Source organism: Pseudomonas laurylsulfatiphila (genome assembly GCF_002934665.1).
Taxonomy (GTDB): Bacteria; Pseudomonadota; Gammaproteobacteria; order Pseudomonadales; family Pseudomonadaceae; genus Aquipseudomonas; species Aquipseudomonas laurylsulfatiphila.
Map to the genome: position 1 here is coordinate 900,221 of NZ_NIRS01000003.1, position 26,431 is coordinate 926,651.

At 60.7% G+C, this 26,431-nt stretch carries 21 protein-coding genes, 1 tRNA gene, 1 rRNA gene and 1 pseudogene; 11 read left to right on the forward strand and 13 right to left on the reverse strand.

All coding sequences use genetic code 11. The annotated features are described in order from the left end of the window. Positions 1-8: 8 nt before the first annotated feature. From CD175_RS14585 to CD175_RS14595, 3 genes are all read left to right on the forward strand, one after another. Positions 9-1,055, forward strand: a complete 1,047-nt coding sequence (locus CD175_RS14585; RefSeq protein ID WP_104449409.1) for an ABC transporter substrate-binding protein — start codon at positions 9-11, stop codon at positions 1,053-1,055. Positions 1,056-1,115: 60 nt separating this feature from the next. Continuing rightward, complete coding sequence (locus CD175_RS14590; RefSeq protein WP_104449410.1) at positions 1,116-2,570, forward strand: amidase; 1,455 nt, start codon at positions 1,116-1,118, stop codon at positions 2,568-2,570. An 87-nt stretch (positions 2,571-2,657) separates the two neighbouring features. Next, positions 2,658-2,734, forward strand: a tRNA-Met gene (locus CD175_RS14595). 187 nt (positions 2,735-2,921) lie between these two features. Here CD175_RS14595 and CD175_RS14605 read toward each other — a convergent pair. Next, the gene (locus tag CD175_RS14605; protein WP_104449411.1) at positions 2,922-4,025 is read right to left on the reverse strand and encodes a DUF2817 domain-containing protein; all 1,104 of its coding nucleotides are present in this window, start codon (positions 4,023-4,025) and stop codon (positions 2,922-2,924) included. 166 nt (positions 4,026-4,191) lie between these two features. On the opposite strand from CD175_RS14605, the gene ggt reads away from it, so the two are divergent. Then, complete coding sequence (gene ggt / locus CD175_RS14610; protein WP_104449412.1) at positions 4,192-6,024, forward strand: gamma-glutamyltransferase; 1,833 nt, start codon at positions 4,192-4,194, stop codon at positions 6,022-6,024. 685 nt (positions 6,025-6,709) lie between these two features. Here ggt and ddlA read toward each other — a convergent pair. The 5 genes and pseudogenes from ddlA to CD175_RS14630 all read right to left on the reverse strand — a co-directional run bounded on the left by ddlA (position 6,710) and on the right by CD175_RS14630 (position 11,320). Then, positions 6,710-7,804, reverse strand: a complete 1,095-nt coding sequence (ddlA, locus tag CD175_RS14615; protein WP_104449413.1) for a D-alanine--D-alanine ligase — start codon at positions 7,802-7,804, stop codon at positions 6,710-6,712. A gap of 47 nt (positions 7,805-7,851) precedes the next feature. After that, on the reverse strand, positions 7,852-8,451 hold the full coding sequence (locus tag CD175_RS14620; protein WP_104449414.1) for a flavin reductase family protein: 600 nt from the start codon (positions 8,449-8,451) through the stop codon (positions 7,852-7,854). 121 nt (positions 8,452-8,572) lie between these two features. Beyond that, positions 8,573-9,181, reverse strand: a complete 609-nt coding sequence (locus tag CD175_RS32130) for a methyl-accepting chemotaxis protein (RefSeq protein WP_240628987.1) — start codon at positions 9,179-9,181, stop codon at positions 8,573-8,575. After that, positions 9,161-9,889: pseudogene (locus CD175_RS32135) on the reverse strand (PAS domain-containing protein); the annotation flags it as partial. The gene CD175_RS32130 and the pseudogene CD175_RS32135, both read right to left, overlap by 21 nt. Positions 9,890-10,006: 117 nt before the next feature. Continuing rightward, positions 10,007-11,320, reverse strand: coding sequence for an MFS transporter (locus tag CD175_RS14630; RefSeq protein WP_104449416.1), 1,314 nt, complete (start codon positions 11,318-11,320; stop codon positions 10,007-10,009). Positions 11,321-11,520: 200 nt separating this feature from the next. On the opposite strand from CD175_RS14630, the gene CD175_RS14635 reads away from it, so the two are divergent. From CD175_RS14635 to CD175_RS14645, 3 genes are all read left to right on the forward strand, one after another. Then, positions 11,521-12,939, forward strand: coding sequence for a short-chain fatty acid transporter (locus CD175_RS14635; protein WP_007978051.1), 1,419 nt, complete (start codon positions 11,521-11,523; stop codon positions 12,937-12,939). 90 nt (positions 12,940-13,029) lie between these two features. Further along, positions 13,030-14,202, forward strand: a complete 1,173-nt coding sequence (locus CD175_RS14640; RefSeq protein WP_104449417.1) for a hypothetical protein — start codon at positions 13,030-13,032, stop codon at positions 14,200-14,202. 144 nt (positions 14,203-14,346) lie between these two features. Then, on the forward strand, positions 14,347-14,871 hold the full coding sequence (locus CD175_RS14645) for an SET domain-containing protein-lysine N-methyltransferase (protein ID WP_104449418.1): 525 nt from the start codon (positions 14,347-14,349) through the stop codon (positions 14,869-14,871). 6 nt (positions 14,872-14,877) lie between these two features. On the opposite strand, the gene can is transcribed toward CD175_RS14645, so the two are convergent. After that, positions 14,878-15,522 carry a carbonate dehydratase gene (gene can, locus CD175_RS14650; RefSeq protein WP_007978048.1) on the reverse strand — a complete coding sequence of 215 codons (645 nt, stop codon included), beginning with the start codon at positions 15,520-15,522 and terminating at the stop codon, positions 14,878-14,880. 167 nt (positions 15,523-15,689) lie between these two features. On the opposite strand from can, the gene CD175_RS14655 reads away from it, so the two are divergent. Further along, a complete protein-coding gene (locus tag CD175_RS14655; RefSeq protein WP_104449419.1) occupies positions 15,690-16,094 on the forward strand; it encodes a serine kinase/phosphatase in 405 nt (134 codons plus the stop codon). A 107-nt stretch (positions 16,095-16,201) separates the two neighbouring features. Here the strand turns inward: CD175_RS14655 and rimI are convergent, their stop codons facing one another. Both rimI and CD175_RS14665 read right to left on the reverse strand, forming a co-directional pair. Continuing rightward, a complete protein-coding gene (rimI, locus tag CD175_RS14660; protein ID WP_104449420.1) occupies positions 16,202-16,654 on the reverse strand; it encodes a ribosomal protein S18-alanine N-acetyltransferase in 453 nt (150 codons plus the stop codon). Continuing rightward, positions 16,647-17,393 carry an energy transducer TonB gene (locus tag CD175_RS14665; protein ID WP_104449421.1) on the reverse strand — a complete coding sequence of 249 codons (747 nt, stop codon included), beginning with the start codon at positions 17,391-17,393 and terminating at the stop codon, positions 16,647-16,649. Before CD175_RS14665 ends, rimI begins: the two co-directional genes overlap by 8 nt. A 220-nt stretch (positions 17,394-17,613) precedes the next feature. Here CD175_RS14665 and mksB point away from each other — a divergent pair, with 220 nt between their 5' ends. From mksB to mksF, 3 genes are read left to right on the forward strand one after another with little or no spacing between them, the layout of a single operon-like run. Next, positions 17,614-18,891: an Mks condensin complex protein MksB gene (gene mksB, locus CD175_RS14670; RefSeq protein ID WP_167399525.1), complete on the forward strand. Its 1,278-nt coding sequence runs from the start codon at positions 17,614-17,616 to the stop codon at positions 18,889-18,891. Next, the gene (gene mksE, locus CD175_RS14675) at positions 18,881-19,582 is read left to right on the forward strand and encodes an Mks condensin complex protein MksE (protein ID WP_007978043.1); all 702 of its coding nucleotides are present in this window, start codon (positions 18,881-18,883) and stop codon (positions 19,580-19,582) included. The genes mksB and mksE overlap by 11 nt, the downstream gene beginning before the upstream one ends. Then, positions 19,579-22,419, forward strand: a complete 2,841-nt coding sequence (mksF, locus tag CD175_RS14680; RefSeq protein ID WP_102701500.1) for an Mks condensin complex protein MksF — start codon at positions 19,579-19,581, stop codon at positions 22,417-22,419. Before mksE ends, mksF begins: the two co-directional genes overlap by 4 nt. Positions 22,420-22,610: 191 nt before the next feature. Here mksF and CD175_RS14685 read toward each other — a convergent pair whose 3' ends face one another. From CD175_RS14685 to rrf, 4 genes are all read right to left on the reverse strand, one after another. Beyond that, entirely contained in the window at positions 22,611-24,914 is a 2,304-nt protein-coding gene (locus tag CD175_RS14685; protein WP_104449423.1) for a PqiB family protein, read from the reverse strand. Beyond that, the gene (locus CD175_RS14690) at positions 24,907-25,530 is read right to left on the reverse strand and encodes a paraquat-inducible protein A (RefSeq protein ID WP_104449424.1); all 624 of its coding nucleotides are present in this window, start codon (positions 25,528-25,530) and stop codon (positions 24,907-24,909) included. Before CD175_RS14690 ends, CD175_RS14685 begins: the two co-directional genes overlap by 8 nt. Then, entirely contained in the window at positions 25,517-26,176 is a 660-nt protein-coding gene (locus CD175_RS14695; protein ID WP_104449425.1) for a paraquat-inducible protein A, read from the reverse strand. The genes CD175_RS14690 and CD175_RS14695 overlap by 14 nt, the downstream gene beginning before the upstream one ends. 145 nt (positions 26,177-26,321) lie before the next feature. Beyond that, a 5S ribosomal RNA gene (gene rrf / locus CD175_RS14700) occupies positions 26,322-26,431 on the reverse strand; the annotation flags it as partial.

The window sequence follows — 26,431 nt, forward strand, 5'->3', positions numbered from 1 at the left end:
GAAATAGCATGAGCAAGTGGATTAAAAGCATCGGCGCTTCGTTGTTCCTGACCTTGCCGCTGACCATGGCCGGCAGTGTTCAGGCCGCGGAAAAACTCAACGTGGTGAGCTGGAGCGGTTACTTTTCGCCGGAAATTCTCGCCAAATTCCAGAAACAGACCGGCATTGAAGTCACCGTCGACTCCTACGACTCCAACGAAACCCTGCTGGCCAAATTGAAACAGGGCGGCGCCGGTTATGACGTGGCGATCCCTTCCCACCAGTTCATTCCGATCCTGATCAAGGAAAAACTGCTGGAGCGTTTCGATCCGGTCAACGAGCCTTACTATGCCGGCGTCGTCGACAACCTGAAAAAGCCGACCTGGGACCCGGAAGGCGCCTATTCCGTACCGTTCATCTGGGGCACCACCAGCGTGGTGATCAATACCGAGCGCTACAAAGGCCCTGCCGACAGCCTCAAGGTGCTTTACGAGCCACCGGCCGAGCTGCAAGGGCGAATCAACATGTTCGATTCGGTCAGTGACGTGGTGGACATGGCCAGCCTGTACCTGAACATTCCGCTGTGCAGTGAAAATCCGAAGCAGATGCAGCAGATCCTGACCCTGCTCAAGGCACAGAAACCCTTCGTCAAAACCTACAGTTCCAAGGCAGGTTCAATCCGCGAAAACCTGGCATCCGGTGAAATCGACATGTCGACCTTCTGGGGCGGTTCGTCGATGCGCGCCCGGGAAATGAAACCGAGCCTGAAATACCTGTACCCGAAAGAAGGCGTACTGGCCTGGGTCGACAACATGGTCATCCCGACCGGTAGCAAGAACCCGGCGAACGCCAAAGCGTTCATCGCGTTCCTCAGCCAACCTGAAAACGCGGCGATGACCCAGAACTTCCTCAAGCACCAGAGCCCGATCAAGGGTGTGGAGCCGTTCCTCGACGCAGGCCTCAAGGACGCGCCGGAACTGCACATTCCCGAAGGCACCCAGGTGGTGTTCAGCAAGACCTGCGGTGAAGGCGCGATCCGCCTGGCCGACCGTCTCTGGACCAACCTGATGCGTTGATCTCCACCGCCCCGACGCAAAGGCGGGGCGTTTTTCCAGCCGTCTGAAAGGCCGCTTGCAATGAACTCCAATAACATCAGCGAACTGGTCCTGTTGCAGGCCCATGAGCTCGCCGAACGCATCCGCCTGCGCCAGGTTTCCTGCCGGGAAGTGATGCAGACTTATCTTGCCCATATCGAACGCTTCAACCCGCTGGTCAACGCGCTGGTGAGCCTGCAAGCGCCTGAGGACCTGCTGGCCCAGGCGGATGTCCGCGATGCCGAGCTGGCCCGCGGTCAATACCGTGGCTGGATGCACGGCCTGCCCCATGCCATCAAGGATCTGTCTCTGACGCGCGGCATCCGCACCACCCTGGGGTCGCCGCTGTACAAGGACTTCATCCCCGAACGCGATGGCATCATGGTCGAACGGATCAAGGGCGCCGGCGCGATCATCATCGGCAAGAGCAACACCCCGGAATTCGGCCTTGGCTCGCAAAGCTATAACCCGCTGTTCGGCGCGACCGGTTGCGCCTACGACCCGAGCAAGACCGCTGGCGGCAGCAGCGGTGGCGCAGCGGCGGCACTGGCCATGCACCTGGTGCCGGTGGCCGATGGCAGCGACATGATGGGTTCGCTGCGCAATCCGGCCGCGTTCAACAACATCTTCGGTTTCCGTCCGTCCCAGGGCCGCGTGCCCTTCGATGACAGTGCCGACCTGTTTATCGACCAACTCGGCTACGAAGGCCCCATGGCGCGCAGCGTGCGCGATGCCGCGTTGCTGTTGTCGGTGCAGGCCGGTGCCGATGCGCGGGCGCCGCTGTCGATTGCCGAGTCCGGCAGTGCCTTTGCGGCGCCGCTGGATCGCGATTTCAAAGGCACTCGCCTGGGCTGGCTCGGCGACTTCAACGGCTACCTGCCGATGGAGAAAGGCATCCTCTCGCTGTGCGAAAAGGCCTTTGCCGACTTCGAAAGCCTGGGTTGCCACATTGAACCGGCTCAATCCGAATTCGCGCCAGAGAAGCTGTGGAGCAGTTGGCGAACCTTGCGCCACTGGATGGTCGCCGGCTCGTTGGGCGCGACCTATGCCGACCCGCAAAAGCGTGCGCTGTTGAAACCGGAAGCCTGCTGGGAAGTGGAAAACGGCCTGAAACTCTCGGCCAGCGAAGTGTTTGCCGCGTCAGTGACGCGCAGCGACTGGTATCGGGCGATCTCCAGGCTGTTCGAACAATATGACTACCTGCTGTTGCCCAGCGCCCAGGTATTCCCGTTCGACAAGACCCAGGCGTGGCCCGCTTCCATTGAAGGCGTGAACATGGACACCTATCACCGCTGGATGGAGGTGGTGATTCCCGGCACCTTGTCCGGCTGCCCGGTGGCCAACGTACAGGTCGGCTTCAACGCCAGCGGCCTGCCGATGGGCCTGCAAATCATCGGCAGACACCAGGCCGACTTCGCTGTGCTGCAATTGGCGCACGCGTACGAACAGGCCAGCCGCTGGTTCCAGCGCTGCCCTTCACCACTGCTTGGAAGGTAGATTTTGATAAACGGTTGAAAGCGCAGAGAAATATTTTAGATTTATGCTTGACGCATCCCCGTTACCGGTGAATAATGCGCGCCACTTGGCTACATAGCTCAGTTGGTTAGAGCATAGCATTCATAATGCTGGGGTCCGGGGTTCAAGTCCCTGTGTAGCCACCAAGTACTAAAAACGGCTTACCGAAAGGTAGGCCGTTTTTTTATGCCTGCGTTTTTTATGCCTGTATGTAGGAGCGAGCTTGCTCCGGGCGGCGTTCCGACGATGGTCGTTAACGATAACGCGTGTTTACTGGTTAAACGCGGCGCTCTTGTGTCCATCGTCGGAACGCCGCCCGGAGCAAGCTCGCTCCTACACGGTCGGCAATACCGACAACGCCCTCTCCCAGATCTGCCACGTGCGCAACCAGACCATCGACTGCCAATCGCTATCGGCCGGATAGAACTGCTCCAGCAGATTCAACTTGATCCCACGCCCCACTGCGTCACTCGGGTTGCCGTGCAAATGCAGCCAGTGGTCATCGCGCAAATGGCGGTGAACGTCCGGCCCCGGATACGTCCCGCACTCGATGACGAAAGGCATCAATCGTACCTGCGGCAGCGCATCGATCAACGCCTGCGATGTGTATCCGGTGGCCGTTGCCGCCACGCCAGTTTCGCTGACGGTATCGGCGCCGGTTTGCAGGCTGTAGAGCCACGGCCCGTAGATCGCCTGCGCATCCGGCAGCGCCGGATAGGCGGACTCGGTGATGGTCAGCAACATCGGATGACCGTATTCACCCGCGCCGGTGTGCAAGTCGAAACACATGGCCACTTCCGCATGCGCCACGTGCTGTTGCACGATCCGGTGCAGCGTGCGGTTCGACCAGCTCGGCGCCAGCCCGCCATAGAACAGGCCATCGGGGTGAGCATGCTGACCGCCCTCGACAATCGACATCACCGCTGGCCAGCCATGCAGGCGAATCTGCTCGTCGAGCAAGGCATCGGCACGCTCACGCTCGGGGCCGTGCAACTGCGGACAGGCATAGATTTCATGCAGGGCGTTATAGGCCTGGTTGTCCGGCAGCGATCGCTGGAAATCCAGGTGATTGCGGTTCAGGTCGATGTTGTCTTCGTTGACCCGGCGCAACCATGCCATGCCCCAGGGGTTGATGGCATGGACCATGACCACGGCGACATCCGTTGGCAGGGAACGCTTGCCCAGCTCCTGCAGCCATTTGATCTGGCAGCCCGAGCCATAGAAGCCTTCAACGCCGTGGGTGCCGCTGAGCGTAATCAACAGGCGCTTGGCGCGCGGATCACCCAACACCGCCACATCGGTACTCAGCGATTCACCGAACGGACCTTTGAGCGGGTGTGGATATTCAGTCAAGGTTGCGCCTGCGGCAGCCGCTGCGGCCAGGAACTGTTCACGCTGGGTGCGGTAGCCGGGCTGGGTTGGGAACTCTGTCTGCATGTCTGCCTCTTGTTGATTTTCTGGCCTGCCTGTTGGCAACGACCCTACAGAAATTCCTGCCATTGATGAAGGACAAAAACGTCAGTGCCGTGGGGCCCGGTTTGCGTCCCTCCCGGTCGGCCGATAAAGTCCACTGATCGTAGATCCAACGGACGGAGTGCCCCACGTGTTCTCAATCTTCGCTTTGCACCGCCATCGCCTGCCTGCCCTGGCACTGGTCATCAGTGCCTTGACCCTGGCCGCATGCAATAACGCTTCGGTGCCGACGCTGCCGCTCGCCCCGGAAAGCGCTTCCGGTTTCCGCACCGACCTGAAAACTCAACACGCCGAGAAATTCATGGCCGCGGCGGCCAACCCGCTGGCGGCCGAAGCCGGGCGGGAGATGCTGCGCCGGGGCGGCTCGGCCATCGATGCCGCGATCGCGATGCAAGCGGTGTTGACGCTGGTCGAGCCACAGTCGTCGGGCATCGGCGGTGGCGCATTGATCGTACTCTGGGATGGCAAGGCCGTGCGCACCTACGACGGCCGTGAAACCGCCCCGGCCGGTGCCACCGAGAAGCTTTTCCTGCAAGCCAATGGACAACCGATGGGCTTTACCCAGGCGCAGATTGGCGGCCGCTCGGTGGGCACGCCCGGCGTATTGCGCGCCCTCGAACTGGCCCATCAAAAACACGGACGCCTGCCCTGGGCGCAGCTGTTTGAACCGGCCATCCGGCTCGCCGAGCAAGGTTTTGCCATTTCGCCACGCCTGCACCAGTTGATCGCCGCGGATTCGTCCATGCCACGCTCACCGGAAATGATGGCTTACTTCCGCAATGCCGATGGCAGCCCGAAAGCCGTCGGCACCCACCTGAAGAACCCGGCACTGGCGGCGGTGTTCAAACGCATCGCCCGCGAAGGCCCGGATGCCCTGTACAAAGGCCCGGTCGCCGAGGAAATCGCCGCCAAGGTCCAGGGCCACGCCAACCCCGGCAGCCTGTCCCTGACCGATCTCGCCAACTATCAGGCCAAGGAACGCACACCGCTGTGTACCGACTACAAACGCTGGCAGGTCTGCGGCATGCCGCCACCGTCGTCGGGCGGGATCGCCGTGGCGCAGATCCTCGGCACGCTGCAAGCCCTGGAGGCTCGCGACAAGCGCCTGGCGCTGGCACCGCTGAAGCCGGTCAAGACCACTGCCCCGGCCGGCAGCGAACCCGACCCGCAAGCCGTGCACCTGATCTCGGAAGCCGAACGCCTGGCCTACGCTGACCGCGCGCAGTACCTGGCCGATAGCGACTTCGTGCCCGTGCCGGTCAAGGGCCTGGTCGACCCGGCCTACCTCGCCAGCCGCGCCGCCCTGATCGGCGAACGCAGCATGGGCACGGCCAAACCCGGCACGCCGCCGGGCATCCGGGTGGCCTATGCGCCGGACCGTTCGCCGCTGCGGATTTCCACCTCGCAAGTGGTGGCCGTCGATGACGCAGGCGGCGCCGTGTCGATGACCACCACCATCGAATCGGCGTTCGGCTCCCACATCATGGTTCAGGGTTTCATGCTCAATAACGAGATGACCGACTTCTCGTTTATCCCCGAGGAAAACGGGCAGAAAGTCGCCAACCGCGTCGAACCCGGCAAACGCCCGCGCTCGTCCATGGCGCCGACCCTGATCTTCGACCGCCAGAGCGGCGAATTCCTCGCCACTGTCGGCTCCCCCGGCGGCTCGCAAATCATCGAATACGTGGCCAAATCGACCATCGGCCTGCTCGACTGGAATCTCGATGCGCAAGCGGCCATTAATCTGCCCAACTTCGGCAGCCGCAACGGCCCGACAGAGCTGGAACAGGGCCAGTTCAGCCCCGCGCTGATTCAGGCGCTGAAAGACAGAGGGCACAGCGTGAGCGAAATCGACATGACCAGCGGCACCCAGGCGATTGTTCGGGTCAAGGACGCCCAAGGCAAAGCATCACTGACGGGAGGTGCCGACCCGCGGCGTGAGGGGCAGGCGCTGGGGGATTGAGTCACGCGCTGGAATGATGAAAGGCCTGCCAGTGAGCAGGCCCTTTTTTGGGGCCTTCACCGGCCTGGAGCTCACTTCACTTTCGACTCGGACGCGGTCTTCTGCAGGAGCTGGCTTGCCAGCGATGGTCGTTAACGGTAACACGTGTAAACCGGATAAACGCGGCGCACTTGCGTCCATCGCCAGCAAGCTGGCTCCTATAGTTTCCCGGGTCACTTCATTCTCAGCGTGGGCACGGTCCCCTGTGGGAGCTGGCTTGCCAGCGATGGTGGTTAACGATAACGCGTGTAAACCGGATAAACGCGGCGCCCTTGAGTCCATCGCCAGCAAGCCGGCTCCTACAGTTTGCCGGGGCGCTTCATTTTCAGCGTGGGCACGGTCCCTTGTAGGAGCTGGCTTGCCAGCGATGGTGGTTAACGATAACGCGTGTAAACCGGATAAACGCGGCGCACTTGCGTCCATCGCCAGCAAGCTGGCTCCTACAGTTTCCCGGGTCACTTCATTTTCAGCGTGGGCACGGTCCCTTGTAGGAGCTGGCTTGCCAGCGATGGTGGTTAACGATAACGCGTGTAAACCGGATAAACGCGGCGCCCTTGAGTCCATCGCCAGCAAGCCGGCTCCTACAATTCCCCAGGAATGCGTGAAGAACCTTTTGTTTAAGAGCCAGCGAACTTCAGCAGCGCACTCAACGACTGATCTTCAACCCCTGCCGAACCTGATGTTTTTCCAGCGCCAGTTCGATCAACCGCGTCACCAGCTCGCTGTAGGTCATGCCGGTGGCCTGCCACAACTTCGGGTACATGCTGATGCGGGTGAAACCGGGCAGCGAGTTGATTTCGTTGATCAGCACTTCGCCACTGTCGGTCAAGAACACATCGACACGGGCCAGGCCGGAGCAGCCCAGGATTTGGAACGCCTCAACAGCCAGGGCGCGAATACGCTCGCTGGCCTCGACGCTGATATTGGCCGGCACCACGACCTCAGCAGCCGTGTCGTCGATGTATTTGCTGTCGTAGGAATAGAACCCGCTGCGCACCACAATCTCACCGCAACCACTGGCGATCGCCTCTTCATTGCCGAGCACTGCGCATTCAATCTCGCGGCCGCTGACGGCGGATTCGATCAACACCTTGGTATCGAAACTCAACGCCAGCTCCACCGCTGCGCTGTATTCGGCCTCGTCGGTGACCTTGCTCACGCCCACGGAAGAGCCCTGGTTCGCCGGCTTGACGAACAGCGGCAAACCGAGCCGGGACTGAACCTCGGCAAACCCGGTGCGCGCCGCCGAGGCGCGGGTCAATGTCACGAACGGCGTCACGGCCAGGCCGGCATCACGCAGCAGGCGCTTGCTGATGTCCTTGTCCATGCACACGGCCGAGCCGAGCACATCGGAGCCGACAAACGGTAGATCGGCCATGCGCAGCAAACCTTGCAGGCAACCGTCTTCGCCGAGGGTGCCGTGGACGATCGGGAAAATCACATCGACGTGGCCGAGCATTTCCTGACTGCTGGTTTCCACCAGTTGCTGGCTGGCTTTTCCGGGCACCACGGCCAGTTCGCGATTGGACTGATTGAGGGCGATCAGCGCCGGGTTTTCCTGATTCAGCAAAAAGTTGGAAGGGTCGTTGAGGTGCCAGTGGCCTTGTTTGTCGATGCCGATCAGCACTGGCTCGAAGCGCGAGCGATCGAGGGCATCGACAATATTCTTCGCCGACTGCAGCGACACTTCGTGCTCTGCCGAACGCCCGCCAAAGATTATCCCTACACGCAGTTTTTTCATCGCCTGGCCTCCTGGTGAATGTGCTTACAACCTGAATAGTCGAAACCTTAAGGCTGTAAGGTCTTGCCGTCCACCGGCTCGCCAATGGTCAGGAAGTGCCCGCCCGCCACATGGTGCAAGGTGCGCAAGGCATCTTGGCCTTCGAAGTGCCAGCGCCCTTCGCTGAAAACGCGCTCGTCGGCCTGGGCGGCAATCACTTCGGCCAGGAACAGATCGTATTGCTGGTGGTTGTTCGGTTCTGGCAACAGGCGACACTCCAGCCAGGCCACGCAGCCCTCGAGCATCGGCGCATCGACCGATTCACCGGTGAAGGTCTGCAAGTCGTAGGTCGCGAACTTGTCACGGCCCTGGCCCTGGGTCAATTCCAGGCCGGAGGTCGAACCAACGGTCTGCACAATGTCGGCCTGGGCAGCGCAAGGAACATTCAGCACAAAAGTGCCCGAGGCTTCCAGCAACCGGCGAGTCCAGGTGGACTTGTCCAGCACCACGGCAATTTTCGGTGGTTCGAAATCCAGCGGCATGGCCCAGGCTGCCGCCATGATGTTGCGCCGGCCATCGTGGGCGGCGCTGACCAGCACGGTCGGGCCATGATTGAGCAGACGATAAGCCTTGGACAAGGGAACCGGACGGCGGTGGGAAGCGCTCATGGAAGTCTGCTCCTGGGGGAAAGGAGCCGATTGTAGCGACATCCCAAATGAAAAGATCGCAGCCTGCGGCAGCGCCTACATTGGATTGGCGTACACGCTGCGATCTCCTGACAATCAGAATCTAGTTGGACAACTGATTGGCAAACTGCCCCACCGCATTGACCACTTTCTGGGCGCCGTCCTGGATCTCGACAATCACCGTGCCCGCTTCCGCCGCCAGCGCCAGGCCCTGTTCGGCCTGGAGTTTGCCATCGGTCATCAATGCCACGGCGTTGCGCGCCATGTCCTGGTTCTGCCGTACCACGAGGACGATTTCGTCGGTGGCCTGGCTGGTGCGCGACGCCAGTTGCCGGACTTCATCCGCCACCACGGCGAAACCGCGACCCTGCTCGCCCGCACGCGCCGCTTCGATGGCCGCGTTGAGCGCCAGCAGGTTGGTCTGTTCGGCAATGCCGCTGATGGTTTTGACGATGGTACCGATCACCAGCGACTGCTCGTTCAAGGCTTCGATGCCGTCGCCGGCGGTTTGCATGTGTTTGGCCAGGTCACGCATCACGTCCACGGCCTGGGTCACCACGGCGTTACCGCGCTGGGCGCTTTGGTCGGTTTGCTGCGAGGTGCTGTAGGCAATGTTGGCGGCTTCGGCGACGGCCTGTTCCTGATTGACCTGATCGGTAATCACCGTGGCGAACTTCACCACTTTGTAGAGATTATTGTTGGCATCGGCCACCGGGTTGTAGGACGCCTCAAGCCAGACGGTACGACCATGACTGTCGACACGCTTGAAACGGCCGGCCACGTACTCACCCGCGTTCAGGCGACGCCAGAAGTTCTGGTACTCGGCACTGTTGTATTCCTCCGGCTGGCAGAAGGTGCGGTGATGTTTGCCTTTGATCTGCGCCAGGCTGTAACCCATGCCACCGAGGAAGCGGTCGTTGGCGGTCAGCACGTTGCCGTTGAGGTCGAATTCAATCACCGCCGTGGAGCGGACCAGCGCACCGATCAGGTTCTCGTGTTCGCGGGAGGCCTCGATGGTGCGGGTCAGGTCGCTGGAGAAGATCGAGAAACACTTGATCCGCCCATCTGCCGAGCGCACTGGCTGCAGGATCGAACGCAACCAGGCTTCCTGCCCCGTGCCGCGCAACAGCCGTACCGCACCGGCGAAGTGCTCGCCACGGGTCAGCGCGTTCTTGAAGCGCTGCTGGAATTCGTCGAATTTCACGTGTTCCGGGACGAGGTCGTCGATGTGCCGGCCAATCAGGTCGCCGCTCTTGTAATGCATTTCGCCAAGGAAATTCTGATTGACCGACTGAACTCGTCCATCGCTATCGAGGGTCAGCACCAGCATCTCGCTTTCCAGACTTTCCTTCACTTGCTGGAGGCTGGAGAGTTCTTCACGAAGAGCCGACAGCTCCTGCTTCAAGCGTTTATTGAACATGGGAAAGCACCGATGGACAGGGATAGAAAGCGATATGCAGCCTAACCATCGGCCTTGGAAACATTTTCTTAAGCGTAATTCAGATTTGTCCTACAAAAATAGTGACGACGCGCCCGATCAATGCGCGCCAGCGGCAGAACAGCCTGCGATTCTTGGCATCCGCACACCGAAGTACGCCGCACTGCCCACGCCCACCGCGCCCATCACTGCACTGAACATCACGCAGATCCACGGACTCCACGGCATCAGGCCGATCAACAACAGCGGCGTGATGCTCGCCCACGCAGCGTAGGCAATGTTGTAGGTGAACGAGATGCCCGAAACGCGAATTCGCGCCGGGAACAGGCTGACCATCACCGATGGCACCGCGCCGACCACCCCGCAGGCCAGCCCTGCCACGGCGTAAGCCAGGCCGATCCAGTCACCGCCCATGATCAGGCAGCTGTAAAGCACACCGATGCCCAGCGGCAGCAGCAGGCTATAGAGCATCACCGTGCGCCAGGCGCCAATGCGGTCGACCAGCAGCCCGGCGAGCACACAGCCGATGTTCAGGAACACGATGCCCAGTGCGCTCAAGGCGAAGGTATGGCTGGCGGTCATGCCAAAGGTTTTTTGCATCATGGTCGGGGTAATGACCACGAATACCACCACGGCCGAGGTCAGCACACAGGTGAGAATCATCGCTGGCAAAATGGCCAGCCGATGCTCGCGCAACACCGTGCGCAGCGGCAGTTCTCCGGCCGCCTCGCGCTGCGCCTGCATGGCCATGAACACCGGGGTTTCGCTGAGCCAGCGACGCAGCCAGACGCCGATCACACCAAACACGCCGCCGAGCAGGAACGGGTAACGCCAGGCGTAATCGAGAATTTCCACCGGAGTGAAGGCCTGCGCCAGGAAGGTCGCGGTCAATGCACCGATCAGATAGCCGAAAGTCAGCCCTGCCTGCAGGAAACCCAGGGCATAACCTCGGTGACCGATCGGCGCATGCTCGGCGACGAAAACCCAGGCACTCGGGACTTCGCCGCCCACCGCCGCACCCTGGAGAACGCGCAGGACCAGTAGCAACAAGGGGGCGAAATAACCGATTTGCGCGTAGGTCGGCATGATCCCGATCAGCAGGCAGGGCAACGCCATCATCAGGATGCTCAGGCTGAAGACCTTCTTGCGCCCCAGGCGATCGGCGAAGTGCGCCATCAGGATGCCGCCCAACGGTCGCGCCAGGTAACCGGTGACGAAAATCCCGAAGCTTTGCAGCAGGCGCAGCCACTCGGGCATTTCCGGCGGGAAGAACAACTGGCTGAGGGTCAGGGCGAAAAACACGAAAATGATGAAGTCGTAGATTTCCAGCGCCCCGCCGAGGGCGGCAAGCCCCAGGGTCTTGTAGTCCGAGCGGCTGAAGGGCGCCGGGCGCGAATCGGTGTTGGCAGTCATGTAAAGAACTCTGGCACAGGCAAAAACCAAGGCGCCCATGGTCTACGCAAACGCGCTGGCGGACAACCCGTTAGACCAAAGTCCCATAGCCACAAATCAGCCCCGCAAAAATCCACGGCTTGAATTAATGTTGGCGTCTGTCCAGACGGGCGGTTACTGCCCCGAAGACCACAACAAACATAAAAATCCGAGGTACTCCCGTGGCCGCTGATATCGAAGATAGCCGCTCCGCCCGCTTTGCCCTGCGCTGCTCAAGTTTTGCCGAACGCTGGTTCCCCGACTCCTGGGTGTTTGCTGCCCTGGCGGTGATTATCGTGGCGGTGGCCACCATGGCCATGGGCGCCAAGCCCACCGACGCCGCCATGGCATTCGGTGATGGCTTCTGGAGCCTGATCCCCTTCACCATGCAGATGGCCTTCGTGGTGATCGGCGGTTATGTGGTCGCCAGTTCACCGCCGGCGGTGAAACTGATCGACCGCCTGGCGAAAATCCCGAAAAACGGCCGCTCTGCCGTGGCCTGGGTCGCACTGATCTCGATGGTCGCCTCGCTGCTCAACTGGGGCTTGTCCCTGGTGTTCGGCGGATTGCTGGTGCGCGCCCTCGCCCGCCGCACCGATCTGAAAATGGATTACCGTGCCGCCGGTGCCGCCGCCTACCTGGGGCTCGGTGCCGTGTGGGCCCTGGGCCTGTCGTCATCGGCCGCTCAATTGCAGGCCAACCCGGCCAGCCTGCCGCCCTCGATTCTGTCGATCACCGGGGTGATTCCATTCACCCAGACGATCTTTCTCTGGCAGTCCGGCGTGATGTTGCTGGCCTTGATCGTGATTTCGCTGATCATCGCCTACGCCACCGCCCCCGGCCCGAATTCGGCGCGTGACGCCAAGGCCTGTGGTGTCGACCCGAGTTTCAACCTGCCACCGCTGCAGCCCCGCACCCGCCCCGGCGAATGGCTGGAACACAGCCCGCTGCTGACGATTCTTCTGGTGTTGCTGGCTGCCGGGTGGTTGTTCCATGAGTTTTCGACCAAACCGGCCATCAGTGCGATTTCCGGGCTGAACACCTACAACTTCCTGTTCATCATGCTCGGTGCCCTGCTGCACTGGCGCCCTCGCAGCTTTCTGGATGCCGTGTCCCGTGCGGTGCCGACCACCACCGGAGTGTTGATCCAGTTCCCGCTGTATGGCTCGATCGCGGCACTGATGACCACGGTCAAGGGCGCCGATGCGCAGACCCTGGCGCATCACATCTCGACCTTCTTCGTCAGCATTGCCTCCCACGACACCTATGCCCTGCTGATGGGCGTGTACTCGGCGATCCTCGGTTTCTTCATTCCGTCCGGTGGCGGCAAGTGGATCATCGAAGCGCCTTACGTGATGCAGGTGGCCAATGACCTGAACTATCACCTGGGTTGGGCGGTACAGATCTACAACGCCGCCGAAGCCTTGCCGAACCTGATCAACCCCTTCTACATGCTGCCATTGCTGGGCGTGCTGGGGCTGAAGGCGCGGGACCTGATCGGCTTCTCGTTCGTGCAATTACTGGTACACACGCCACTGGTGCTAGTGTTGTTATGGGCACTGGGGACGACGCTGGCGTATTTGCCGCCAGTCATGCCGTAACCCAGAAAGGGGCCGGCCTTGATCGGCCCCTTGTGTTCCGCCCGTCGGTTTCAGTATCTGCTGGTCTAATACGCTGAAAAGGATCTGAGCATGTTCAAACTTGCGGCACTCACCCTCGCAGCCTTCACCCTGAGCACCACCGCCCACGCCGATGTCAATTTGAAGCTGGGCACGACCGAACGCGTTACCCGCCTCTTCGCCTACCCCAACAATTGCAACGTGATCTGCTTTCGCAACTGGACGCTCGAGCAAACCGTCGAGCATTACCTGACCCAGAGCGTGCAGCGCGATGGCTACGGCGACGCGAAGGTTCTGGTCAAAACCGATAACGGTCAGCTCCACGCGGAAATCATCGGCGTGCCCAATGGCTATGAAAAACCTTTGGCAGCGCTGCTCGATGCCGGTGACCTGGCCTATAACGGCGCCAGCAAACTGAATGCCGACGGCAAGTGGGCGTACAGCTGGTACCTGTTCCTGCCGCTGGGCATGGCCCTGGAGAACCGCAAAAGTGTCGAGTTACTGCACTTCCCGCCCGACTACTCGTTGACCCAGGCCCAGGATTACCTGAAGTCCGCCACCACGGATCGTTGGGCCTCGCTGCTCACCGTCAATGGCATCCCGGCCGAGCAGACGCCGGCCTTTCAGACCATCATCGACATCGCCCCTATCGCCGCCCCCTCCAACGCCGGCAAGGACCTGGAGGGCGTCTACAGCTACTTCAACGAGTACCAGACCACCATGGTCAGGAACGTCAGCCTGCACGCCAGCGGTGAAACATTGCCGATGGTCGCCTTCGGCTCACCGGTGCGTGACTGGATCAAGCAACAATACGGGGCGACCGTGAATGTGCTGGGGCTGGCGACGATCAGCCCGAGTGACGGGGTGAAAGTGCGGGTGCTGGGCTCCAACCACCCAAGCTACATCTGGTATGCCTCCGATCCGGCAAGCTATTCCGGCAACGATGCCAAGGCCAAGGCCGATGCGGCGGGGCTGAAAGTCATGGGCCAGGATTTGAGTGCCGCCTGCTGGCAGGCCGTCATGGGCCGCCAACCGGACAGCAATGCCGATATAGAGCTGAAAACCTGCACACAAACCTGGCAAGTGGCCGAGAAGGAAAAAACCTGTGCGCTGTTCTACACCTCGATTCGCAACCTGACGCCAGGACAGGCGGCGGCCAAATGCTCGACAGCAGCGATCCAGTTGCAGCTCAAACAGCTCAAGGCACCCGCACCGGCCACCGCCCTGCCCGCGCCACCGCTGTAAATCGACTATCGGCAGTCCATCTGTCAGTTATGACAGTAGACCGCCCGCAATATCTGCGAGAGGCTTGGGCCGTACCCATGTGCTGCAGCGCTGACTGGACCGTCAGCCGATGGAAGTCGCAGCACCCAGCCGACAGGGATCGTTATGAAAGCCGATGCACTGCGCAAGTCTCCCGCACCACCGCCGCAGGGTGTTTACCCTTTTGTGGAGTTACCCCCGCACCTCGGATATCCAACCCTGGCCGATTTCGAGATTCTCTCGAACGACCAAGGCACACCCATGGCCGCGGCAGCGTTGCGCGAGTTTCCCCGCATAAGCCGGATCTGCCGGGTATCGGGGCATTTGCTGCCCTGTCGTGGCCGGCATACCCGACAACTGGCCCGAGATATTCATGTCCATGACCCGCATTTCTGTGGGCTGCTGCGCCACTCTTGCGACCCGAACGTATTTCTCGACATGAGTGAGCTGTGGTTGTGGGCGCTCAAAGACATTCAGAAAGGTGACTGGCTGTCGATGGATTACGCCGCCACGGAGGACAAACTGCTGCGCCAGTTCGCCTGCCGCTGCGGTTCGTACAACTGTCGGGGCTGGATCACCGGCTTCGATGAAGCGCCGAACGCCGACGGCCAGCTGTTTTTGCAACAGTGGCGTCGGCAAAGTCCGCGCTGAAGGGCTTTACAGGGGTTCGAACGGACGCAGGCGGTACTGCGGCGGCAATTGCTCGAAGCCGCTGATGGTAGCGTTCAGGCTCTTCCAGCGACCGTCCTTGATACCGTAGATGCAGCCATGGATCGACAGGCTCTGCCCACGGTGCCAGGCGTTTTGCACAATGCTGGTGTGCCCGACGTTGGCCACTTGCTGGATCACGTTGAGTTCGCAGAGACGGTCGACCCGCTCTTCTTCAGTGGCCAGTTTGGCGAGTTCTTCGCGCTTTTCGTAATACAGGTCGCGAATCGAGCGCAGCCAGCCGTCGATCAGGCCGAACTGGCGATCCTGCATCGAGGCGCGCACGCCGCCGCAGCCATAGTGGCCGGTGACTAGGATGTGCTTGACCTTGAGTACGTCGACCGCGTACTGAATCACCGACAGGCAGTTGAGGTCGGTGTGCAGCACGACGTTGGCCACATTACGGTGTACGAACAGATCCCCCGGCAGCATGCCGACGATCTCGTTGGCCGGTACCCGGGCATCGGAACACCCGATCCACAGGAACTCCGGGGTCTGTTGGCGGGCCAGCTTGGCGAAGAAGTCAGGATCTTCCTCCTTGATCGCAGCGGCCCATCGCTCGTTGTTATCAATCAGATCTTGTAATTCGTTCATGCTCTGAAGCCTCAAGAATGATGCGCAGCTTTGACTGACAACTGTCCGTCGGGGTCACGCGCGAAATGCGGATGCTCTCCTGATCCGGAACACGGGCTCCATGCCGGTGGAATTCTCGGTAGCCACGTGGGTCAACCGTAGTAAGGCCTACAGTATGAGGAATTGCCATGAATGATTCACGACGTCCTTACGATGCGGTGCAACCGGAACCCGTCGATGATAACGAAGACCGCATGGGCTCGGTGCGTGAGCTGGATTTCGAAACCGAAGAACCCAGCGCCAGGATCGGTGACGAACTGCCGGAAAACGAGCGCGAACAACTGATGCCGCGCCGCCGCGGACGTGAAGCGGGCCTGACGGGGGCCTCGACCGGCGACCATCAACCTACCGACGACGACCTGAGCCCGGAAACCCTGATCCGTGAAGACGGCGCCCGGGATGCCCATGAGGCGGGCAATGATAAACGCGCGGATTGGGACCTGAGCATCGTCGATGAGGACGATATTGGCGGTGGCAATGGCCTGGATGAGGCGGAAATGGCGCGGCGCGATCCGATGGACGGCAAGCGCTGATCTTCAGTGCCTGAAAGATCGCCATCGCGAGCAGGCTCGCTCCCACAGGTTTTATGTACGACACAAATCTCTGTGGGAGCGAGCCTGCTCGCGAAGAGCTTTTGAGCTCAATCGACCAATGTGCAGGCCATGACCACCGCATCTTCGCGCCCGCCCACCGCCGGGTAGTAATCCCGGCGCCGGCCGATTTCGTTGAAACCATAACGCTCGTACAGTTTGAACGCCGCGGTATTGCTGTCGCGCACTTCCAGGAAACACTCCCGGGCGTCGGCCTTGTAGGCAATCGACATCAAATGCTCCAGCAATGTCAGCCCCAGGCCGCGGCCCTGGTTTTCCGGCTTGACAGTGATGTTCAGCAGGTGCGCCTCGTCGAGGATGATCTGCACCACACCGTGGCCCACCTGTTGCTGGCCTTCGAACATCAGCCAGATCTGGTACTTGCCCAGGCCGTCGAGGAAAATCCCGCGGGTCCAGGGATGGCTATAGGCCGCGTACTCGACTTTCAGCACGTTTTCCAGGTCCGCCTCGGTCATCGGGCGAAACGATACAGCGTCACTCATTCGATTCTTTCCAGCGCGCCATCAGCCGACGCATGGCTTGCCAAACATCAGCCTTACGCTGTGGCTCTTCCATTAATAATTCCAGGCCCGGTACCGCCCAGGCCGAGCCCAGGCCTTCGATCTGCAACTCGCGATTGAACGCCTCGGCATCCGCTTCGCCGGCAAAACGCACGGCGGGCAGGCCTATCAGCCACAGGCAGGCGCAGGGCGTTTCTTCCATGCGCACCGATAGAAAACCTTGCACGAAGTCGCGGGCCGCTTCCGGGCCCTGGTCCATCGTGCCACGCACCAGCAGCGGCCAGCGCACCGGCTCGCCGACGATCTGCGGGCTGTCCGGCAGACCCGCGGCGCGCAGCATGTCCTTGAGCAGCAGATAAGCAGGGTCGCGGGTCTGGAAGGGTTCGCCTGTGGGTAACTCCACCAGCAGCAGGCAACGCCCGGCCCGCAACAACTGCAGGGCAAAACGCGGCGGCGGCACGACCGGCGCCTTGACCACGACGGGTGCCTCTTCGGCCTCTTCCACCGGTTTGGCACCGGTGCGGGTGCTCGCCAGCGATGGTCGCGGCACCTCGATCTTCACCCGCTCGGCCGGTTTGACCTCAGGCGCCACGGGCGTCTCAGCCACGACAGCCGGCACGACAGGCGCGACCACGGCCGGCTCGGGTATCTCCAGCAGCTCGGGGCGTGACGGCGCAGCAAAGGGCAATTCGGTGCGCGGCAGCCAGTTGACCACCTGCATGGCGTTCAAATAAGCGCGACGACGGGACTCGATAAGCAAAGGTCGGCCACTTGTGGATAACTAAAGTGCGCTGATTCTACCGCCGTTCGCACAAGATCGCGCGCTGTTGATCGATAGACTTCACGGACAGAAAAAACAACAGCCCGTCCCGAGAGTGAATCGCATTGCCCCCGATGCAGTACAATCGCTGCTTTTAATCGCCAACCAGCCGGCCATTCCGATGATCGAACCCAAGCGCGTCTTGCGCGCCCTCGCTGAACACTGGGCACTTCTGGAGCCACTGTGCGAGCACTTCGACCAAGGCACACTGAGCCTCAACGAACTGCGCACGCAACTGGCCGCCCAGCAACTCGACAGCACGCCGCAGGACATTACCAGCCTGCTCGACGTGTGGATTCGCCTCGACATCCTGGTTCCCGTGGCCAAAAGCCCGAACCGTTTCGAGCTCAATGCGCAGATTCACGACTTCCTCGCCTATCTGCGCCGTGAACACCGCCTGGGCCTGTGCCTGGAGATCGAAGCCTACCTGCGCCACCTTGAGCGTCTGGCCGGCTATATCCAGGACGCGTTCGACATCCGTGACGGCAATGACCTGGCCCGCCAGTTGCGCCTGCTCGACATGCGCGTGCGTGACGTGCTGAAAAAACTCGATAACGACGAACAGGCACTGGTGGCCGTCGCCGAACGGGCGAAAACCAGCGACCGGCAGATTCCGTTGCGCCAGCGTTACGCGGAAGTGCTGGCGACCTGGGACGAATACGTCGAGCCGATGATTGATCTGGTGAACGCCGACGGCGCCTTCGAACAAGGCGTGCGCAAGGTTGAAACCGTGCTGCTGAAGATGCTCAGCGAACAGCAGCGCCTCGGCCACCTGGTCGACGACGACATGCTGCTGCGCACCCACGCGCGCATCCTCGAAATGCAGACCAGCGCCCAGTTGACCCTGCGTCATGCCCGCGAGCTGCTCTTGCCGTTGCGTGAAGAGGCCCGCCGGCACAACGCCGTGACCCGTGGCGCGGCGCTGGCCCTGGCCGCCATCCGGCGCAAGGGCATCGACGCCGTACCACAAGCGGCGATGCCGCTGTTCACACGGCCGCAAAGCACGTTCCTCGGCAGCGCCAGTCAGGTTGAAGCCTACGTTTACGCCCTGGCGCGCTTCGAACCGAAACCGGCGCGTTTCCCCAAGGCCCACAAAACGCAAAAAGGCGAAGCCCCACGGGCGCCACGCACTGTTCGGGAAATGCTCGAACGCTGCGAAGACGCCCTGCCGATGCCGGACCTGATGACCTGGCTGCTGGAGCAGGAACCGGACGGCGCCACCGACGAATTGCTGTACTGGTTCTCGCGCCTGTCGCGGGAAAAACGCTTCAAGCGCGAGCGTCTGGAACGTCGCGAATACCATACTCACGAGCACCAGGTCAGCCTGCGCTCCTTCGCCCTGCTCTCGGTCAGCGATGACGCCGCCGAGAATTCTGCGAGCACTCCTTATGCATCTTGATCTATCCGAACTGTCCCATCTGGCGCCGATCTTTCGCGAGCTGTTCAAGGGTTACCACGTCAGCCGCCGCGATCCGGAGCTGTACGCACAGTTGTCGAACTTTCAGGACCAATACCGCACGCTGTTCAAGGCACTGGGTTTTGAACTGGTCTGCGACACCCGCGGCTTCTACTACTTCGTGCCGGACCTCGCGGCAGCGGCGGTGAACAAGACCGCCCAGCGCCTGGCACTGTTCACCTTCATCCTCGTCGAGCACCTGGCCGACCAGGGCCGCGACCCGATCTCCGTGCTCGACGGTGGCAGCCTCGGCCGCGATGAGCTGCCGTCGCTGCTGGAAAAGTACCGTGACCTGTTCATCCAGGCCGAAGTGCAGACCCAGGACGAGCTGGAAGAAAAGATCATGCGCCGCATGACCCAACTCGGTTTCGCCAGTGAAGAAAACGGCGTCTACCGCTTTCTGCCGCCGATGCACCGTTTCCTCGATGTGTGTCTGTCGGTGCAGCAGGACCGCGATCTGGCCGCCAGCCTGCACAGCGTCCTGCCGTTGCCGGTGCCGGTACTGATCGACGAAGACAGCGACGAAAAACTGCTGCAGACCGACGACCCGCTCGACTTGAGCGAATTCGAAAGTGAAAGCGAAGAAGACGCCCTGGCCCGGGCCATTGCCGAAGAACAGGAGCTCGACGCATGAGCAAGGAACGTTACGGCATCCGCCGCTTTGCCCTTTTGAACACCGCCGGCTACAGCCTCGGCCTGTTCCCGCTCGAGGAGCCGCTGTCGGTGTACGGCGCGAACAACCTCGGTAAATCCGCCTCGATCAACGCCTTGCAGTTCCCGATCCTGGCGCGCATGTCGGACATGAGCTTCGGCAAGTACAGCCTGGAACAATCCCGGCGCTTCTACTTCGCCTCGGACACCAGCTACATCCTGGTGGAAGTCAACCTGCCCCACGGTCCGCATGTGATCGGCGTGGTCGGTCGCGGCCCCGGTGGTGGTTTCGGTCACCAGTTCTTTGCCTACGCGGGCAAGCTGGACCTGGCCCACTACCAGAAAAACGACACCTGCCTGCGTCAGAAAGAATTGTTCACCAATCTTGAACGCGAAGGCCTGAAAGCCTACGAACTCAAGCCGGACGAACTGCGCCGCTTGCTGGTCGGTGGCCACACCTCGATTCCACTCGACCTGACGCTGATCCCGCTGCGCTCCACCAGCGAGCAGAGCCTGAAGACCTTCCGCGCACTGTTCATCAACCTGCTGCACATGCGCGAAATCACCGCGGCCAAACTCAAGCAGCTGTTCCTCGATGCCTTCGAACACAGCCTGCGATCCGGCAGCGTCGATTACATTGCCGCGTGCGAAGAAGCCTTCCGCGATGTACGACGCATGGAGCAGGACTACAACTCGCTGGTCGCCGCCGGTCCGTTGGTCGAAGCGCTGGCCAACGGCGTGAAGCAACGCGACATTCTGCGCGGCAAGCTGCACCGCATCTCGCCGCTGCTCGATTCGTTGCTGGGCACCTGGTCGGACTACGCCAGTGCGCGCAAGGAAGAGCTGACCATTCAGGCCGAGCACTACCGCAACGAGCAGGACGCCCTGCAAAACGACCAGCGCGGTGGCACTCAGGAACTGATGCGCCTGGAACGGGAAATCACCGGCATCCAGCGCTGGCTCGGCGAATTGTCGGTGCTCAAGCATCGCTTTGCTCTGGTCGATGACGTCAAGGTGCTGGAGCAGCAACTGCTGGCCGCCAAGGACGCCCACGATGAACTGGCTGGCGCCTTGGCGCAGTCTCGTCAGTTCAGCGCCGAAGACCTCGACGAGCGCCTGCGCGACCTGGAAAAACGCCTGAAGTCGGTCAAGCAGCAGCTCGATCACGCCGACAACAACAGCTACGCCCGACTGCGAGAAGAGTTCTCGCAGCAGGACGTCGAGCGCCTGATGCGCCTGTTCAACAGCGCACTGTTCAGCCTGCCGCTGGGCGAACATGGCATCACCCTCGACGAAAACGGCGACTGGGTGAAATCCGTGGAGCTGATCCTCGACGGTTTCAAAGGTGAACGCTTCGAAGTGCCGGGCCTGTCCATCGACATCTCGCACATCGAACCGCCGGCCTTGCAGGCCCTGGCTGACCGTGCGGCCCTGCGCGACCAGAAAGAACGCCTGGAAAAAGAACTCAAGCAACTGAAAACCCAGCAAGCCGTGGCTGCCGACCGCGCCGCGAGCAAGACCCAGACCGAAGTGCTGTACCAACAAGTGCTGGATGCGCAGAAAGCCCTGGAAGATTTCCGTCGCGCGCAAACCCTGAGCGCCGAAGAAGGCGACAAGCTGGAACAGATGGCTCAGATGGAAGCCGCACAGGACGAATTGAAGCGTTCCAGCGACGCCTTTACCGAACGCGTCCAGCAACTGTCGGCCAAGCTGCAACTGGTCGGCCGGCAGATCGGCGACATGGAAGCCAAGCAACGCACCCTCGACGACGCCCTGCGCCGCCGTCAGTTGCTGCCGGCGGACCTGCCGTTCGGCACGCCGTTCATGGACCCGATCGACGACTCCATGGACAACCTGCTGCCGCTGCTCAACGACTATCAGGACAGCTGGCAAGGCTTGCTGCGGGCCGACGGCCAGATTGAAGCGCTGTACGCTCAGGTGCGCCTCAAGGGCGTGGCCAAGTTCGACAGCGAGGACGATATGGAGCGTCGCCTGCAACTGTTGATCAACGCCTATGCACACCGCACCGACGAAGCCCTGACCCTGGGCAAGGCTCGCCGTGCCGCCGTGACGGACATCGCCCGGACCCTGCGCAACATCCGCAGCGACTACGACAGCCTCGAACACCAGTTGGCGCTGTTCAACCGCGAAATCAACAAACGCCAGGTCTCCAACCTGCAAAGCTTCCGCATCGTGCTCGCGCCGAACAAGGAAGCGCTCAAGCACATCGACCAGATCATCCACAGCGCCGGTCAGTACGAGGAAGGCGAAACCCTGTCGGTCTTCGACCTCAGCCAAAGTGCCGAGCAGGACAACAAGAACGAAGAAGCCAAGGAATACCTGGCGCGACTGGTGGCGGCGAACCACAACCAGCTCGGCCTCAAAGACTTGTTCGAGCTGGCGTTCGAGATCACCAAGGTCAACGGCCAGCCGGTGATCCACACCGACATCGACGGCGCCGCGTCCAACGGCACCACCATGACCATCAAGGCGCTGACCAACATGTACTTGTTGCTGCACTTGATGGACCGTGACCAGGCCGGTCGCGTGCGCCTGCCGTACTACCTTGACGAGGCGGCGGACATCGATGAGAAGAACCAGGCCGCATTGCTGGAAACCAGCTTGCAACTGGGTTTCGTGCCGATCCTGGCGAGCGTGAAGCCACAGGTCTGCGCCAGTGTCGCCATCGACCTGGAAGGCGGCAGCGGCCCGGCCGGCATCTACATCGACGAGGCGGACTGGAAGTACATCCGTCGTCACGACCAGGTGAAGGCGACGGTCAACGAACAAGCGGATGAACCGGAGCTGGATGCGGTCTGAGGCTTGAATCGAAGGCAATGAAAAAGGCCGCGGTCCATTGGATCGCGGCCTTTTTTTCGACTAGTTTTTAGGCTTTCGGTGCATTTGAAGGCCTCTTCGCGAGCAGGCTCGCTCCCACATCAGATCGGTGTAACGCAATCCATTGTGGGAGCGAGCCTGCTCGCGAAGACGGCAGCACAGACACCAAAAAACTACTTGCCAAGCGAGATCTTCGGCGCCCAGGTCAGCCATTCCTCTTCGAACTTGTCGAACAACGCAAACGTCTGCTCCGGTCGCGCCGGGCTGCCCATGCGCTCGCCGTCCGGCGTGGCGAAGGCGACACCGCCCTGAATCATCGTCTCCAGGGATTCAGTGCGCACCGTTGCACCTCTGAACAGTCCGACATCGAAGTCGAAACCGCTGGTGTTCCAGAACCGCGTGCCGCTACGCACCAGTGGCGCGTACTTCGGCTCGATCAGGATATGGATCAGCACACGATCAGCGGTCTGCCCCAGTTCATAACCCGTTACCTTGCCCACCGTGATTTCGCGATACGTCACCGGCACACCGGCCTTCAGCGAACCGCGACGAGCGGCGCTGAGCACCAGACTCAAACCGTCTTCACGCTTTACAGCTTCAGGCGGGCTAGCCAGGGCCATGAAGCTTTTCTGCGGCCCCAGATTCTTGGCAGCTGGCAGCACTTCGATGTATTGCCCGGTCACCAGGGTTTCAAGGTTCGATGTCTTGATCAGCCCCAGTTCAGGCTTGACCACCCAGAACTGACTGCCGACCCGGGCGATGCGCTCCGGCACTTCGGTAATCCGCGCGGTCAGCAGCACCGATTGCAGGTCGTCACTCAGGTCAACGTCCTCGATCTTGCCGACATCCAGGCCCTTGAAGCGAATCGGCGTGCCCGTACGCAATCCATCGGCGCGATCGACCTTGATGGTAATCACCTCGCCCTTTTGCGTGGCGTCGTCATGGCTGGCGAACAAGCGGAAACGTGGAATGCGCTTTTGTAGCGGCGCCTTGGCTTCCGGGGTTTCAAACGCAATACCACCGGCCATCAGGCTTTGCAGCGATTCACTCTTGACTTGAATGCCACCGGTCAGCCCACCCGAGAGCGTGATGCCGCTGGCATTCCAGAAGCGTGTCGAGGCGTTGACCAGATCCTCGTATTCCTTCTCGATATGCACGCCGATGATCAATTGCTTTTTGGTGCGCGAGAACTGATAGCTCTGTACCGAACCGACCTTGACCTGCTTGTAGAGAACCGGGCTGCCGACTTCCAGCGAACCCAGGTTTTCGGTGAACAACACCAGGTGCAGGCCCGGCGCACGCAGATCCAAGGGTGGTGCCTTGGGCCGCGCCACGAACTCGCGTTGCGGAGCGGCCCCCTTGTCGCCAGGACGCACAGCGATGTAGTTACCTTTGACCAGCGCCTCGAGACCGGTAATCCCGGCGAGAGAAATCGACGGTTTGACCACCCAGAACTGCGTACCGTCGACCAGGTAATCCTCGGCCAACGGGTCCATCGTCAACTCGGCGGTGGCCCCGGACAGGTCGGGATCAACCTTCAGCGCCTTGAGATTGCCGACCTGAATGCCTTTGTACATCACCGGCGTACGACCGGCCTGCAAGCCTTCGAAGTCGCTGAGCTTGACCTTGATCCGGATACCGGCCGCCGCCGCATCGAAGTCTTCATAGAGTCTGAACGGCAAGCTTGGGTCGGTAGGCGGGCTTTCCTTACGGTTTTCGGGTGTGGCGAACGCAATACCACCGGCGACAATGCTGGCCAGGGATTCACTGCGAATCTTCACACCCGACAGATTGGCGTCGATGCTGATGCCGCTGGCATTCCAGAAACGTGTGTGTTTGCGCACCAGTTTGGCGTAAGTCGGCTCGATGAAGACCTTGAGCTCGACGGTGCTCTGGTCCTCGGACAACACATAGCTTTTGATCTGGCCCACTTTGATCTGTTTGTAAAACACCGGACTGCCACGGTTCAGCGAGCCCAGGCGGTCAGCCTTGATGGTCAGGTGCAGACCGGGCTGGGCATCGGATAGCGGCGGTTCCTGGGCCAGGGCCTTGAACTTGCGAACCGGTTCTCCCTCGCCCGGACTGATCGCAACGTAGTTGCCCGAAACCAGCGTCTCAAGACCGGTAATCCCTGCCAACGTCACGCTCGGCTTGACCAGCCAGAAACGCGTGCTGGTGCGCAGGTATTGCTCCACGTCCTTGTTCATTTCGATGCTGGCGATCACGCCTTTGGAACTGCCTTCGTCATCGAGCTTGAGGCTTTTTACCTTGCCGACCGGCATGCCTTTATAGACAACTTCGGTCTTGTTGGCCTGAATGCCTTCGCCACTTTCAAAGCGTACCTGAATCTCGATACCGGTCTCGTTATACGCACGCCAGCCGAGCCAGCCGCCGATGATCAAAGCGATCAGGGGCAACACCCAAATGGCAGACCAGTTCGAAGCCGGTCGGGTTTTCGCTACAGGCAAATCAGTCATGGTCGTCGTCCGACTCCGTGTTATCCCAAATCAGTCGGGGATCAAAAGTTACTGCGGCAAGCATCGTCAGAATCACCACCGAGGCGAAGGCGATGGCGCCAAGATTGGCTTCGATGCTGGCAAGCCGCCCAAAATTCACGACCGCCACGAGGATGGCAATCACAAAGATATCGAGCATCGACCAGCGGCCGATGAATTCAATGAAACGGTACATCCAGATCCGCTGGCGAGCCGAAAGGGGCTGACGGCGCTGCACGGAAAACAGCAGCAGAGCAATGCCCACCAGCTTGAACGTGGGCACCACGATACTGGCGATAAACACCACGGCCGCAATGGGGAACATGCCGTAGTGCACCAACTCGATCACACCCGCCATGATCGTGCTGGGCGCTCCTTTGCCGAGGGAGTTCACGGTCATGATCGGCAACAAATTGGCCGGTATGTAAAGAATGGCGGCGGTAATCAGCAATGCCCAGGTGCGCACCAGGCTATTCGGGCTGCGGGCATGCACCAACGCTCCGCAGCGTGTACAGACCTGCTCGTCGGTATCAGCATCCTGCCTGTTCAATTCATGACATTCCTTGCAAATCAGAATGCCTGCATCAATCGCCCGCATGGGCATCCTCTCCTGATAACGCTTGCCAGATCTGGTGAGGCGACATTACGACTTCCAGCCAGACTTGAATCAGCAATAAACCAATGAAGCACGCCAGGCCGAGGCCGACGGTGATGGCTGCCATATCTGCCAGCTTGACGATCGCCACCAGCACGCCCATGAAGTACACCTCGAGCATCCCCCATTCGCGTATATGGTGATAAATGCGATAGAGCAACAAACCGTAGCTGCGCCCGACATCAAAACGAATACTCAACAATACGGCGAGTTGGCACAGCAGCTTGAGCAGTGGGATCCCCATGCTGCACAGGAATACAATCACTGAAACGCTTTGCATGCCCGTGTCAAAAAGGGCGACAACGCCGCTCCAGACAGTGTCTTGCGAAGACTGCCCGAGTAGATTGAGCTGCATGATGGGTAAAAAGTTCGCCGGAATAAACAACAACAAGGCGGCTATGACCAGGGCGAGACTGCGCTGTACGACGTTGTACCGATTGGCATAAAGCTCGTAGCCACAGCGCGGGCACAGGGCTTTTTCGCCGTGGGCGAGTTCTGGCTTGCGCATGAGCAAGTCGCACTCATGGCAGGCAACCAGACTTTCAAGTGGTAATTCTGACAGCTCTTTGGCGTCAACCGAATCCGGCATAAGCGCTCTGACTCTGAAAAAGTTGGACCTATTCTAGTGTCCCGGGACAAAAATAACTGCGCCAATTTGTGCTCGATTGAGCTTGCTTTTTCTACGCCAAAAACAAAACCCCAACTGCTTTCGCAATTGGGGTTTCGGAATTTAATCTTGACGATGACCTACTCTCACATGGGGAAACCCCACACTACCATCGGCGATGCATCGTTTCACTTCTGAGTTCGGGATGGGATCAGGTGGTTCCAACGCTCTATGGTC

Bases quoted from the DNA above. Each gene is read 5' to 3' on its own strand.
- mksE (WP_007978043.1), top strand. From the start codon at position 18,881: ATGCATCTTGATCTATCCGAACTGTCCCATCTGGCGCCGATCTTTCGC.
- ddlA (WP_104449413.1), bottom strand. From the start codon at position 7,804: ATGAAAAAACTGCGTGTAGGGATAATCTTTGGCGGGCGTTCGGCAGAG.
- rimI (WP_104449420.1), bottom strand. From the start codon at position 16,654: ATGAGTGACGCTGTATCGTTTCGCCCGATGACCGAGGCGGACCTGGAA.
- mksF (WP_102701500.1), top strand. From the start codon at position 19,579: ATGAGCAAGGAACGTTACGGCATCCGCCGCTTTGCCCTTTTGAACACC.
- CD175_RS14620 (WP_104449414.1), bottom strand. From the start codon at position 8,451: ATGAGCGCTTCCCACCGCCGTCCGGTTCCCTTGTCCAAGGCTTATCGT.
- CD175_RS14640 (WP_104449417.1), top strand. From the start codon at position 13,030: ATGTTCAAACTTGCGGCACTCACCCTCGCAGCCTTCACCCTGAGCACC.
- CD175_RS14605 (WP_104449411.1), bottom strand. From the start codon at position 4,025: ATGCAGACAGAGTTCCCAACCCAGCCCGGCTACCGCACCCAGCGTGAA.
- CD175_RS14655 (WP_104449419.1), top strand. From the start codon at position 15,690: ATGAATGATTCACGACGTCCTTACGATGCGGTGCAACCGGAACCCGTC.
- CD175_RS14690 (WP_104449424.1), bottom strand. From the start codon at position 25,530: ATGCGGGCGATTGATGCAGGCATTCTGATTTGCAAGGAATGTCATGAA.
- mksB (WP_167399525.1), top strand. From the start codon at position 17,614: ATGATCGAACCCAAGCGCGTCTTGCGCGCCCTCGCTGAACACTGGGCA.
- CD175_RS14585 (WP_104449409.1), top strand. From the start codon at position 9: ATGAGCAAGTGGATTAAAAGCATCGGCGCTTCGTTGTTCCTGACCTTG.
- CD175_RS14590 (WP_104449410.1), top strand. From the start codon at position 1,116: ATGAACTCCAATAACATCAGCGAACTGGTCCTGTTGCAGGCCCATGAG.
- CD175_RS14630 (WP_104449416.1), bottom strand. From the start codon at position 11,320: ATGACTGCCAACACCGATTCGCGCCCGGCGCCCTTCAGCCGCTCGGAC.
- CD175_RS14665 (WP_104449421.1), bottom strand. From the start codon at position 17,393: ATGCAGGTGGTCAACTGGCTGCCGCGCACCGAATTGCCCTTTGCTGCG.
- can (WP_007978048.1), bottom strand. From the start codon at position 15,522: ATGAACGAATTACAAGATCTGATTGATAACAACGAGCGATGGGCCGCT.
- CD175_RS14645 (WP_104449418.1), top strand. From the start codon at position 14,347: ATGAAAGCCGATGCACTGCGCAAGTCTCCCGCACCACCGCCGCAGGGT.
- CD175_RS14685 (WP_104449423.1), bottom strand. From the start codon at position 24,914: ATGACTGATTTGCCTGTAGCGAAAACCCGACCGGCTTCGAACTGGTCT.
- CD175_RS14695 (WP_104449425.1), bottom strand. From the start codon at position 26,176: ATGCCGGATTCGGTTGACGCCAAAGAGCTGTCAGAATTACCACTTGAA.